17 protein-coding genes are annotated in these 11,429 nt (G+C 72.5%); 14 read left to right on the top strand and 3 right to left on the bottom strand.

What is annotated here, in order from left to right; genetic code table 11:
• Window positions 1-26 precede the first annotated feature (26 nt).
• The 3 genes from VGK78_RS09630 (at window position 27) to VGK78_RS09620 (ending at window position 3,295) form a co-directional block, all read left to right on the top strand.
• On the top strand, window positions 27-1,196 hold the full coding sequence (locus VGK78_RS09630) for an alpha/beta fold hydrolase (protein WP_331527400.1): 1,170 nt from the start codon (window positions 27-29) through the stop codon (window positions 1,194-1,196).
• A 103-nt stretch (window positions 1,197-1,299) separates the two neighbouring features.
• Window positions 1,300-2,082, top strand: coding sequence for a YciI family protein (locus tag VGK78_RS09625; RefSeq protein ID WP_331527399.1), 783 nt, complete (start codon window positions 1,300-1,302; stop codon window positions 2,080-2,082).
• Window position 2,083: 1 nt separating this feature from the next.
• On the top strand, window positions 2,084-3,295 hold the full coding sequence (locus VGK78_RS09620) for an RNA polymerase sigma factor (RefSeq protein ID WP_331527398.1): 1,212 nt from the start codon (window positions 2,084-2,086) through the stop codon (window positions 3,293-3,295).
• Here VGK78_RS09620 and VGK78_RS09615 read toward each other — a convergent pair.
• The 3 genes from VGK78_RS09615 to VGK78_RS09605 are packed head-to-tail and all read right to left on the bottom strand — an operon-like array spanning window position 3,282 to window position 4,810.
• The gene (locus tag VGK78_RS09615; protein WP_331527397.1) at window positions 3,282-4,058 is read right to left on the bottom strand and encodes a DUF1707 domain-containing protein; all 777 of its coding nucleotides are present in this window, start codon (window positions 4,056-4,058) and stop codon (window positions 3,282-3,284) included. The two genes, VGK78_RS09620 and VGK78_RS09615, sit on opposite strands and share 14 nt — an antisense overlap.
• Window positions 4,059-4,107: 49 nt before the next feature.
• On the bottom strand, window positions 4,108-4,344 hold the full coding sequence (locus VGK78_RS09610) for a hypothetical protein (protein ID WP_331527396.1): 237 nt from the start codon (window positions 4,342-4,344) through the stop codon (window positions 4,108-4,110).
• Between the two features lie 13 nt (window positions 4,345-4,357).
• Complete coding sequence (locus VGK78_RS09605) at window positions 4,358-4,810, bottom strand: hypothetical protein (RefSeq protein ID WP_331527395.1); 453 nt, start codon at window positions 4,808-4,810, stop codon at window positions 4,358-4,360.
• A 57-nt stretch (window positions 4,811-4,867) separates the two neighbouring features.
• Between VGK78_RS09605 and VGK78_RS09600 the strand changes: the two genes are divergently transcribed.
• From VGK78_RS09600 to VGK78_RS09550, 11 genes are all read left to right on the top strand, one after another.
• On the top strand, window positions 4,868-6,352 hold the full coding sequence (locus VGK78_RS09600; RefSeq protein ID WP_331527394.1) for a flavin monoamine oxidase family protein: 1,485 nt from the start codon (window positions 4,868-4,870) through the stop codon (window positions 6,350-6,352).
• A 21-nt stretch (window positions 6,353-6,373) separates the two neighbouring features.
• Window positions 6,374-7,063, top strand: a complete 690-nt coding sequence (locus VGK78_RS09595; RefSeq protein WP_331527393.1) for a uracil-DNA glycosylase — start codon at window positions 6,374-6,376, stop codon at window positions 7,061-7,063.
• Between the two features lie 127 nt (window positions 7,064-7,190).
• Complete coding sequence (locus VGK78_RS09590) at window positions 7,191-7,964, top strand: class III extradiol ring-cleavage dioxygenase (protein WP_331527392.1); 774 nt, start codon at window positions 7,191-7,193, stop codon at window positions 7,962-7,964.
• 64 nt (window positions 7,965-8,028) lie between these two features.
• The gene (locus tag VGK78_RS09585; RefSeq protein WP_331527391.1) at window positions 8,029-8,433 is read left to right on the top strand and encodes a hypothetical protein; all 405 of its coding nucleotides are present in this window, start codon (window positions 8,029-8,031) and stop codon (window positions 8,431-8,433) included.
• 51 nt (window positions 8,434-8,484) lie between these two features.
• On the top strand, window positions 8,485-9,057 hold the full coding sequence (locus VGK78_RS09580; protein ID WP_331527390.1) for a hypothetical protein: 573 nt from the start codon (window positions 8,485-8,487) through the stop codon (window positions 9,055-9,057).
• An 8-nt stretch (window positions 9,058-9,065) separates the two neighbouring features.
• Window positions 9,066-9,527, top strand: coding sequence for a hypothetical protein (locus VGK78_RS09575; protein WP_331527389.1), 462 nt, complete (start codon window positions 9,066-9,068; stop codon window positions 9,525-9,527).
• Entirely contained in the window at window positions 9,524-9,778 is a 255-nt protein-coding gene (locus tag VGK78_RS09570) for a monovalent cation/H+ antiporter complex subunit F (protein WP_331527388.1), read from the top strand. The genes VGK78_RS09575 and VGK78_RS09570 overlap by 4 nt, the downstream gene beginning before the upstream one ends.
• Complete coding sequence (locus VGK78_RS09565) at window positions 9,775-10,083, top strand: monovalent cation/H(+) antiporter subunit G (RefSeq protein ID WP_331527387.1); 309 nt, start codon at window positions 9,775-9,777, stop codon at window positions 10,081-10,083. Before VGK78_RS09570 ends, VGK78_RS09565 begins: the two co-directional genes overlap by 4 nt.
• On the top strand, window positions 10,080-10,340 hold the full coding sequence (locus VGK78_RS09560; RefSeq protein WP_331527386.1) for a DUF4040 domain-containing protein: 261 nt from the start codon (window positions 10,080-10,082) through the stop codon (window positions 10,338-10,340). Before VGK78_RS09565 ends, VGK78_RS09560 begins: the two co-directional genes overlap by 4 nt.
• On the top strand, window positions 10,337-11,074 hold the full coding sequence (locus VGK78_RS09555) for an MnhB domain-containing protein (protein ID WP_331527385.1): 738 nt from the start codon (window positions 10,337-10,339) through the stop codon (window positions 11,072-11,074). The genes VGK78_RS09560 and VGK78_RS09555 overlap by 4 nt, the downstream gene beginning before the upstream one ends.
• Window positions 11,074-11,424, top strand: coding sequence for a sodium:proton antiporter (locus VGK78_RS09550; RefSeq protein ID WP_331527384.1), 351 nt, complete (start codon window positions 11,074-11,076; stop codon window positions 11,422-11,424). Before VGK78_RS09555 ends, VGK78_RS09550 begins: the two co-directional genes overlap by 1 nt.
• Window positions 11,425-11,429 lie beyond the last annotated feature (5 nt).

Below are 11,429 nucleotides of genomic sequence, written 5' to 3'. Positions count from 1 at the left end.
CCGGGGGCTCGGGTAGTTTCGGGGACGTGGACCTGATCCCGACACCCGATCAGGTGGTCTCCGCGGCCGCGAACGTCGCCACCCGCGTGGTCTACGGCGGCATCGCCGACCTCCGGCCGATGCCCCGAACCCTGATCGACGAGGGGACGCTGCGCGAGGTCCACCACTACCGGCCGGTCGCACACGTGCGCGACGTCGGCGACCCGGTGCTCCTGGTCACGCCGCTGGCCGCACCCGCTCTCTGCTACGACCTGCGGCGCGGCTGCTCCCTCGTCGAGCACCTGGTCGATGCCGGCCGGCCGACGTACCTCGTGGAGTACGGCGCGGTGTCGTTCCGGGATCGCAGCCTCGGGATCGAGCACTGGGTCGACGACGTGGTGCCGGCGGCGATCCGGGCCGTGTCCGCCCACGCCGGCGGCCGGCCGGTGCACCTGGTCGGGTGGTCGCTCGGCGGGATCTTCGCCCTGCTCGCCGCGGCCGCCGATGCCTCGCTCCCGGTCGCCTCGATCGCCGTCCTCGGGGCACCGTTCGACGTGCGCCAGGTGCCGCTGGTGGCGCCGCTGCGTCCACTGCTCGACCTCACGGCGGGCCATCGTCTGATCACCCGGATCTACCAGGCCGCCGGGGCCGCGCCGCAGCCGCTGGTGCGCTGGGCGTTCCAGTTGTCGTCGTTCCAGAAGCTGGTGACCAAGCCGCTGGCGCTGGCCCGCAACCTCGACGACGCCGACTACCTCGCGCAGATCGAGGCGGTCGACCGGTTCATGGCGAACATGATCGCCTACCCGGGACGGACGTTCGGGCAGCTCTACCACCGGCTGCTCAAGGCCAACGCCTTGGTCGAGGGCACCTTCGAGCTCGACGGGCGGACCCTGTCGGTCGGCGACATCACCGTGCCGGTGCTGGTGTTCGGCGGCGCGAGCGACGGCATCGCGCCGATCGGCGCCGTCAAGGCACTGGTGCCGCTGCTGACCGGGTCGCCGGAGGTGCGGTTCGAGATCGTGCCCGGTGGCCACCTCGGGATGCTCACCGGCCGCGGCGCGCGCACGGCCACCTGGCCGGTGATCGACGCGTGGGTCGACGAGTGGTCCGTCCCCACGGACGACGCCGGGACAGCTGCGGCCGAGAAGGAGGCGAGCATCGGTGCCAACCCGAAGCGCCGGTACGGCTCAGCCGGGTCGCGGGCCCTCCGGCGGTGAGCTCGCCGGAATTACCTCGGTCGAGCTGTCCTGACGGGCACCGCGTCGTTCGTCCCCTCCATGACGGCGCACCTCCGCGCCGTACGAAGCTCAGGAGGACACCATGAAGTACATGCTGATCCACGCCGTCGACGAGTCGCGGCTGGACGACCTGCCGCCGCAGGTGGAGACCGAGCTCGAGGCCTGGGCCGAGGAGATGGTCGGGCGCGGGATCGAGCTGGACGGCGCACGGCTCCACCCGACCAGCGAGGCGACCACGGTGCGGGCGGTCGGCGGCGAGGTCCAGGTGACCGACGGGCCGTTCGCCGAGACCAAGGAGCAGATCGCCGGGTACGACGTGATCGACTGCCCCGACCTCGACACCGCGATCGCCGTCGCCTCCGCCCATCCGACGCTGCACGTCGGTGCGATCGAGGTGCGGGCGTTCGACGAGGGCATGTCCGACCCCGAGGTGCCTCGGCTACCGGCGGACGGGAGGCGGCGGTACCTGATGCTGGTGTGCGCTGACATGCGTCGGGCCATGGCGGAGGATGCGGCGGCCGGCGCCGTCCAGGCCGCCTCTCCCGACCTGTGGGACCCGCCGGATCCGGAGCAGCCCGACGGGCCCGACGAGCCCGACGAGCCCGACGACATCACGCGCTGGATCGCCGACGCCGGCCCGCGCCGTGTCTACGGCTGGCCGCTGCAGCTGCCGAACCGGGCGGTGACAGTGCGCCGAGTCGACGGCAGCGTGGTCACCACGGACGGGCCGTTCGCCGAGACCAAGGAGCAGGTCGGCGGGTTCGACCTGCTCGAGTGCCGCGACCTCGACGACGCGATCGCGGTCGCCGCGGGTCACCCGGTTGCCGACGGCGGAGTGCTCGAGCTCAGGCCGCTGTGGAGCTGACATGACGTCGGCGCACGAGGCGGTCGCCCTCAGGTTCCGCGAGGACTGGGGGCGACTCGTCGCGGGCCTGATCGGCTGGTGCGGCGACTGGGACCTGGCCGAGGAGTGCGCGGCCGAGGCGTTCACCGAGGCGGTGCCGGCGTGGGAGCGCTCGGGCGTACCCGACGCACCGCTGGCGTGGCTGACCACCGTCGCGCGCAACCGGGCCCGCGACCGGATGCGCCGGCGTACCACCGAGGACGCGAAGTTGGCGCTCTCCGCGGCGGACGCCACCGACGTGGTGGCTCCCGTGGACGACGAGGACATCCCGGACGAGCGGCTGCGGCTGATCTTCACCTGCTGCCACCCCGCGCTGCCGATGCCGGCGCGGGTCGCGCTCACCCTGCGCACGCTGTGCGGACTCACCGCGGCCGAGATCGGGCGGGCGTTCCTGGTCACCGAGCCGACGATGGAGAAGCGCCTGGTCCGGGCGCGCGCCAAGATCAAGCACGCCGGCATCCCCTACGGCGTCCCGCCGCCCGAGCATTGGGCCGAGCGGGTCGAGGGCGTCCTGTCGGTGCTGTACCTGATGTTCAACGAGGGGTACGCCGCGTCCAGCGGCGAGTCGCTCCTGCGGGTAGACGTCTCGGCCGAGGCGATCCGGCTGACCCGGTCGCTGGTCGATCTTCTCCCCGCCGAGGCCGAGGTACGCGGGCTGCTGGCGCTGATGCTGCTCACCGACGCCCGCCGCCCGGCTCGGGTGCGCGAGGGACGCGTCGTATCCCTCGCCGAGCAGGACCGGTCGCGCTGGGACCAGGACCGCATCGCCGAGGGCGCCCGGCTCCTGGACGCCGAGCCGCCGTGGGGTCCGTACGCCGTGCAGGCGCGGATCGCGCTCTGCCACGACGTCGCCGCGCGGCCGGAGGACACCGACTGGGCGACGATCGCCGAGCTGTACACGCAACTCCCCGCCACGCCGGTGATCGAGCTGAACCGAGCGGTGGCCGTCTCGATGGCGCACGGTCCGGAGGCCGCGCTGCCCTTGGTGGAGGCGCTGCGGAGCGACTTGGGCGACTACTACCTCCACGCCGCGACGCTGGCCGATCTCTACGCCCGGCTGGGGCGGGTCGACGAGGCGGCGGCCGCTCTGGCCACGGCGATCGGTCAGGCGCCGACCGGTGCCGAGCGGAGGCTGCTCCGCGAGCGACGCGACGCGCTGATCAACGAGTCCTGACCCGGACGGTAGTGGTGCGGAGGAGCGGCCGGAGGGTCCAGGCACCGAGCACGACCGCGGCGGCCAGGACCACCAGCCCGACGACCGGCTGCACCAGCAGCAGGACGAGGCCGACCAGCACCAGGGCCGCGGCGTACCCGGTCCGGCGCCAGCGGACGTCCTTCAACGCGGGGTTGACCTGGAGCCGGGCCTGCTCACCGGTCACGCTCACCGGGCCGAGAGCGGTCGGGAGCGCCGGGGGAAGCTCGATCACGCCCTCCCCCGCCGCGCGGAGCTCGCCCATCGTGGCGGCGGCAAGAGCACGGCTCGTGCGGTCGTCGAGCTGTTCCTTGGTCAGGGCTCCGCGGGCGTAGGCGTCGTTGAGCGCGGCCGAGACGCGGTCGCGTGCGGCGTCGTCCGCGGGCCATCCCGCCTGCTCGCGCAGGGCGTCGTCCGCGGCGACGTCGCGAGCCGCGGCGTACTGCTCCATCAGCATCCGCGTCGCCGCCCCCAGGTCGACGTGCCCGGCGCCGTCCACCGCGCCCTGCACGCCCTGGTAGACCCCGACCGCCTCGAGGCCCGTCGCGGTCAGCGAGTACGACGGCGCCCCGGCGAGGTCGAGCCGAGTGACGGCGTGTTCGGCGACCGCCTGCTCGAGGATGCGCGCCACCTCCCTCTCCGGCCGACGCACGCGTGCGGCGACGTCCGCCGCGCTCGAGGCCCCGCCTGCGAGCGCGGCCAGCACCTGCATCGCCAGCGGGTCGGACCGGAAGAACCGCGCCATGCCGTCATTGTGAGCACCTCGCGCCCGGAAATCCGCAGATCGACGCTGCTCACGAGGCGGCGCGGGTCTCGCAGACCCGGCAGCGCGCCGACGGCTTGACCTCGCCGAAGTCGACGTCGGGCCAGTCGAGCAGCCCGGCGACATCGGCCCCGCACAGGGTCCTCCGCTCTGCGGTCAGCGCGTGGGCCACCGGCCCGGGCGCCTTGGCGATCCGGCGCCGACCGATGCCCTCCCCGGAACGCCGGGCCGGAGCGACGGTGCTGGTCTCCGAGGCGACGCGGTACATCGCATCCATGGTGTCAGGTGCGTGGCTGCGCCCCTCCGGTCGGGTTCGGAGGCAGCCGGTGCTCCTCGAGCCACGTCCGGGCCGCGGTCTTGGAGGCCCGCGCGAGCCACGCGTCGTACACGACCTCGGCGAGCTCGTCGCGGGTGAGCTCGCCGATGCGAGAGGTGCGCAGCAGCACCGAGGAGTGACCGTCGAAGTGCGGGGTCGTGAAGAAGGGGGTGCTCTCGTCGGAGACGAGGGCCTGCTTCTCGATCTCGGACTCGACCCAGAGGACCACGACGTCGTCGTACCGGCGGCCGGTCTCGGGGTCGACGGCGTCCGGGCGCGGGGTGCGGAATAAGACGAAGCTCCGCCGGCTCACCTGGTAGACGTCGTTGCCCTTCGGCCCGCGCTCGATGGTCACCCCGGGCATCGAGCCGGCCAGGGCACGGAGGTCGGCGACGGTGGCGCGGCGCGATCGGGCCATCTCCCGAGCGTGGCACACGTCTCCGTGCCGTTCGCGGGGCCCCGTCGTTGGAGGGGCATGGATCTGTCGCGACGCTCGCTCCTCGGCGGCCTCGCCGTCGGTGGCACGACGCTCGCGGCCGGCGGCGTCCTCGACCTCGCCGACTCCGCACCCGCCCTGGGCCTGCAGGGTTCGTTGCCGTCGCGCGTGGACGTCGTCGTGGTGGGCGCCGGCATCTCCGGCCTCGTCGCGGCACATCGGCTGGCCGTGCACGGCCGCGACGTCCTCGTCGTCGAGGCCCGCGACCGGGTCGGCGGCCGCGTGCTCAACCACCGTCTCGGCCCGGGCAACGTGATCGAGTCCGGTGGCGCGTTCATCGGGCCGACCCAGACCCACATCGCGGCGCTGGCGAAGCAGCTCGACGTCCGCACGTTCGACGAGTACGTCGACGGTCAGAGCGTCTACGTCTCCTCGACGCTCGGCCGGATGACCTACCAGGGGACGGTGCCACCGGATCCGACGATCCTCCCCGACGCCGCGCTCCTGCAGACCCGCATCGACCAGTACGCGAAGGAGATCGACGTCGCCGCGCCGTGGAAGCATCCGATGGCCGCCGAGTGGGACCGGATGACGCTCGCGCAGTTCATCCAGCAGAACTGCGTCAACGCCGAGGGCATCAACCGGATCATCCGCTGCTGGACCCAGCCCGGCTTCGGCGCCGACCCGGAGGAGCTCTCCTTCCTGTACGTCGTGTGGTACTGCGCGTGCTCGGGCGACCGGATGCATCCCGGCACCTTCGAGCGCAACAGCGACACCGCAGACGGTGCCCAGAAGAAGCGGTTCGTGGGCGGTTCGCAGCTGATCCCGCTGCGGCTCGCGAGACGGCTCGGTGACGTCGTGGCGCTCGAAGCTCCGGTCCGGCGGATCGAGCAGCGGCACAGGCATGCCGTCGTCCACACCGGTCGCGGCCCCGTCCACGCCCGCAAGGTGGTGGTCGCCGTGCCGCCACCGATGGTGCTGGACATCGACTGGCACCCGCACCTGCCGGCCGGACGGCGCGCCCTGATGCGCCATCTCGACATGGGTGAGCTGATGAAGTGCGACGCGGTCTACCGCACGCCGTTCTGGCGGAAGGCGGGTCTCAACGGCTTCGGCATCGCCGACTCCGGCGCCGTGCGCGCGGCGTTCGACAACTGTCCGAGGGACGGCGACCCCGGCGTCCTGCTCGCGTTCGTCGGCGGTGGCACCTGGCGGACCTACGGCCTGATGACACGGGCGAAGCGCCGTCGCGCGGTGCTCGAGGGCTTCGCCACGATGTTCGGCGACCAGGCGCTCCATCCGGTCGACTACGTCGAGCACGACTGGACCCACGAGCGGTGGACCACCGGCGGCCCCGTCGCGAACTACGCGCCCGAGGTGCTGACGTCGGTCGGCCACACGATCCGCAGACCCTTCCGGCGCGTGCACTGGGCCGGCACCGAGACCGCGACGTACTGGACCGGCTACATGGACGGCGCAGTGCGGGCCGGCGAGCGCGCCGCCCGGGAGGTCCTGGCGGGCTGAACGCGTCGCTACGGTGAGCCCATGGGTGCGCTGAGCGGCTTGGTCGACCGCGGCCTGATGGCCCCTGACTGGGCCGAGGCGCTCGCTCCCGTCGACGAGCGGATCACCGCGATGGGACGTTTCCTGCGGGCCGAGCTAGCGGCCGGGCGGCAGTACCTGCCCGCGGGGAACGACGTGTTCAAGGCGTTCCGGCGGCCGCTCGCCGACGTGCGCGTGCTGATCGTCGGGCAGGACCCCTACCCCACGCCCGGCCACCCGATCGGGCTCTCCTTCGCCGTGGCGCCCGACGTACGACCGCTGCCCGGGTCGCTGCGCAACATCTACCAGGAGCTCTCCACCGACCTCGGCATCCCGCCCGCGCCGCACGGTGACCTGACCGCGTGGGCCGACCGTGGGGTGATGATGCTCAACCGGGTGCTGACGGTCCGGCCCGGCGAGGCGGCGTCGCACCGCGGGCGCGGCTGGGAGGAGGTGACCGACTGCGCCATCGCCGCGTTGGCACGTCGTGGCGGCGCCGCCGCGGCCATCCTGTGGGGCCGCGACGCCCAGTCGCTGAAGCCGGCGCTCGCCCGCATCCCGTGGGTGGAGTCCGCCCACCCGTCCCCGCTCTCCGCCGCCCGCGGCTTCTTCGGCTCACGCCCCTTCTCCCGCGTGAACCGGCTGCTGACCGAGCAGGGCGGCGAGCCGGTGGACTGGTCCCTTCCGGGCTGAGCCGCGAGGAGAAACTGGCCTACAAACGACTCTCCAGCGGCGCGGCCTGCGCCGTCTGTGGGCCAGTTTCTCCGCGGTCGGCCGGCTCTGGCGGAATAAAGTTGAATGTGAAACTATTAGGGCAGACATGAACGACCGGATGCCCGCCCTCTACATCGGCCACGGTGCGCCGCCGCTGCTGGACGACCCGGTGTGGTCGAGCCAGCTGTCCGGCCTGGCCGCGGACCTCCCGCGCCCCAAGGCGATCCTGATGGTCAGCGCCCACTGGGAGTCCGCGCCGGTGATGCTGAGCGCCGACGGCGCCCCCCTCGTCTACGACTTCGGCGGCTTCGCGGAGAAGTACTATCGGATGACCTACCGGACCCCGGAAGCCACCGCGCTCGCCCAGCGGGTGGCCGCGATGATGCCGGCGGACGAGCCGGTGCACCAGCACACCAGCCGCGGCCTCGACCACGGTGCCTGGGTGCCGCTCAAGATCATGTACCCGGACGCCGACATCCCGGTCCTCCAGATGTCGCTGCCGACCCAGGACCCGACCCGCCTGCTCAGGCTGGGCGAGCGGCTCCGCCCGTTGCGCGACGAGGGCGTCCTGATCATCGGCTCCGGGTTCCTGACCCACGGGCTCCCGTTCCTGACCGAGTTCCGCATCGACGCCGAGGCTCCCGGCTGGTCCCAGGACTTCGACGCCTGGGCCGGCGAGGCCCTGGCCCGTGGCGACGTCGACGCGCTGGCGTCGTACCGCTCACAGGCCCCGGGCATGCCCTACGCCCACCCGACCGTCGAGCACTACACGCCGCTCTTCGTCACCCTCGGCGCGGCGACCGACCCGGAGGAGCCGGGCGAGCAGCTGTTCGAAGGCTTCTGGATGGGCCTGTCCAAGCGGTCGCTCCAGGTCGCCTGAGCAACGCGGCGCCCGTCCTACGTCGGCCGGTTGCCACGGTCTCGGTCCGTGCCATCATGCCTGCGTGACGGAGCACGCCACCGAGCCGGCCGAGCGCGGCCGCCGGACCCTGGACGAGATGTCCGACCTGGTCGGCGACCAGGGCCACACCACCAACACACGCCGGTGGGGCCGGCTCGTGGACCAGTGGCTCTCCGACGGGCAGGCGCTGGCGCAGTCCGAGGACGGTCGCGCGGCGATCGCGGCGCTGATGGACGACCCGCGGCCGACCGTCCGCCTCTGGTCGGCGGCGGCCGTGCTCTTCTGGGATGCCGACGCCGCGCGCCCGATCCTGACCGAGATCCGCGACTCCCCGATCCGCTACGACCTGCACTCGATCATGGCCAAGCACACCTTGCTCGAGTTCGACGCCGGTCGGCTGGCCCGCGACGCCGCCCTGCCCGGATCGCCCGGGGCCGCCACGGGCTGAGGCCACGGCCGCGACTCATACGCGGGGACGTCGGGGGTACGTCTACCTCCGATGGGACGAGACCTGCCAGACCTGATCCGAAGCCAGCACGCCGAGCTGCGCGACCTGCTCGCTGAGCTGTGCCTGCAGCCGCGGGTCACCGAGGGCATCCTCGGACCCCAGCTACGAGCGCGAGAGCGACTGCTGCAGAGGATCCGACGCACCTTTCTCGCACAGCAAGGTGCCCGGCTCCGCTACCTGTGGCCGGCCCTGCGGCGGACCTCGCCCGAGGGACGTGCGTACGTCGACCGGGCGTGGGCACAGAGTCGCGTGGTGGAGGCCCGGATGGCGAAGCGCGACTGGTTCGGAGAGCGGGACGAGGCGAGGAACGAGCTCGACGACGCGGTCGCCTGGGGGATCCGGAAGCAGCTGGCCCTGGAGAAGCGCCACCTGGAGCTGCTCGCGGACGCGGCCGACGGTGGGCAGCTCGACGGTACGACGTTGGCGCGGCGCCTCAGCGGTGGGTCGTGGCCGACGCGACCGCACCCGGACGTTCCGACGTCCCCTCGCCTCGCCTCGATCGCCAAGCGCCCTCTCGCTCTGGGCGACCGGCTGATGGACCGGCTCGCGCATGCCACGGAGTGAGGTGCCCGATGCTGCGACCGCTCGTTGAGACGATCGGCTGGGCGGCCCTGTGCTGCTGCATCTGGCTCGCGACGCTGTCGGGCGTGACCAAGCCGGAGGTGTACTTCGCAGCCGGTTCAGCCCTCCCGTGCGGGATCCTCGCCTGCGCCGGGCGTCGAGCGCTCGGCGCCTCCTGGCGGCTCCACCCCGGGTGGGCGCTCTGGGTAGTCCCCGTCTTCGTCACGTTGCTGGCCGAGACGGCGACGCTGTTCGTGACGGCGATCCGCGGTCCGCGTCCGGGCCGGATGACCACCATCGACCTCCCGGACGAGCCGATCCCGCTGGCCGACGGTCGCGAGGCGGTGGCGACCCTCGCGTTGTGCTCGACCCCCGGCAGCGTCGTCGCCGACAACGACCCCGACGAGCATCTGCTCACTGTCCACAGGCTGCTCTCGGCAGGACCGGACCTCGACGAGGTGGTGCGTCGATGAACGCGTGGCTGATCGGTGACCTCGCGCTGGTCGGGATCGGTCTTCCGGTCGCGATCTGGATCGCCGCGCGGGGCAACGCCGTCGACCGACTGGTGGGGCTCGAGCTCACCGGGGTGATCGGGACGCTGGCGCTGCTGGCGTTCAGCCAGGCGGTGAAGCAGCCGTCGTACCTGATCGTCCCCACGGTGGCGGTGGTGCTGGCCTTCGCGGGCACCCTGGTCTACACCCGGCTGCTGGCGCCGCGGTCATGAACGCACAGCACGTGGCGGCGGTGACACTCTTCGGCCTCGGGGTCGCCGTGGTCGTCCTCACCGCGCTCGGCTCGCTTCGGGTGCACCGCCCCGAGGACCGCCTGCACTTCCTCACTCCCGCGACCGCCCTCGGCACCCCGCTGATCGGCCTCGGCCTCGCGATCGTGAACGGGTGGAGCCTGACCACGGCCCAGATCGTCATCGTCTGCCTGCTGATCATGATCACCGGACCGGTGCTCTCCTCGGCCGCGGTCCGGGTCGCCGGCATGCGGGAGGGGTCCGTGAGCCGGGAGTCGCCCGAGTGACCGCCCTGGTGGTGGTCGCCCTCACCGTCGTCGCCCTGGCCGGTACGGCGGTCGTCCTCGCGGATGCTCCCGAGCGGCAGGCCGTGAGCCTGTCGGTCTTCGGGACGACGCTGGTGATCCTGTTCGTGGTCCTGCAGGCCCCAGACGTCGCGCTGTCGGAGCTCGGGGTCGGCACCGCGATCGTCCCGCTGATGGTGATGCTCACGATCCGCACGATGCGCAAGGACCGGGCTCGCGACCACGAGGAGGACGAGTGACCCGGCTGACCCGACTGATCCTCTTCGCCCTCGGCGGCACGGTGATGGCGGTCGCCTTCGTGCTGGCCGCGCTCGACCTGCCCCACTTCGGCACCAGCTACCACCCCTACCGCGACCTCGCGGTGCCGGCCGCGGTCCAGCACCACACGGCCAACGTGGTGTCCGCAGTGAACTTCGACCAGCGGGCGATCGACACGTTCGGTGAGGAGTCCATCCTGATCGCCTCGGTGGTGGGCGCCGCCGCGCTGCTGCGGCCGTCGAAGGAGGAGACCGAGCGGCTCGTCCCCGACCTGGGCCGGACCCTCCAGAGCACGCGGCTCATCGGCTACGTGTTGCTGCCGGTGACGTTGGTGATCGGGTTCGACGTGGTGCTCCACGGTGGGGTCACACCGGGGGGCGGGTTCCAGGGCGGCGTCGTCCTCGCCACCGGGCTCCACCTCCTGTACGTCGCGGGGAGCTATCCCGCCCTCGACCGGCTGCGGCCGGTCACGACGTTCGAGATCGCGGACAGCGTGGGGGCGGCGGGGTTCGCCGTGATCGGGCTGATCGGCCTCGCCTCCACGGGAGCGTTCCTCGGCGACTTCCTGCCGCAGGGCGCCCTCGGCCAGATCGTGTCCACCGGGACGGTCCAGGTGCTGAGTGGAGTGGTGGGCGTCGAGGTCGTCGGCGGGATGGTCGTGCTGCTCTCGCGGTTCTTCGAGCAGGAGATCACCGTGCAGACGGGGGACGACTGATGGCCGTCTACGCCTACCTCGTTGCCGGCTACCTGATCCTGGCCGGCAGCTACGGCATCGTCCGCAGCCGTCATCTGGTGCACGCGATCGTCTGCCTGTCGGTGGCGCAGGCCGGCACCTACGTCCTGCTGATCGCGGTCGGCTACCAGCGCGGTGGGGCGACCGCCCCGGTCTTCGGCTCCACCACCAAGCCCAACAAGCACGTCGTCGACCCCGTCGTGCAGGCGATGACGCTCACCGACATCGTGGTCTCGGCGACGGTCACCGCGCTGCTGCTGGCGCTGGCGATCCAGATCAACAAGCGACATGGGACGGTGGATCCGGACGACCTGGCTGCACTGAGGGGCTGAGCCGC

This window comes from Nocardioides sp. (genome assembly GCF_036503465.1).
Lineage (GTDB): Bacteria > Actinomycetota > Actinomycetes > Propionibacteriales > Nocardioidaceae > Nocardioides.
This window is presented reverse-complemented; position numbering and strand designations above follow the sequence as displayed.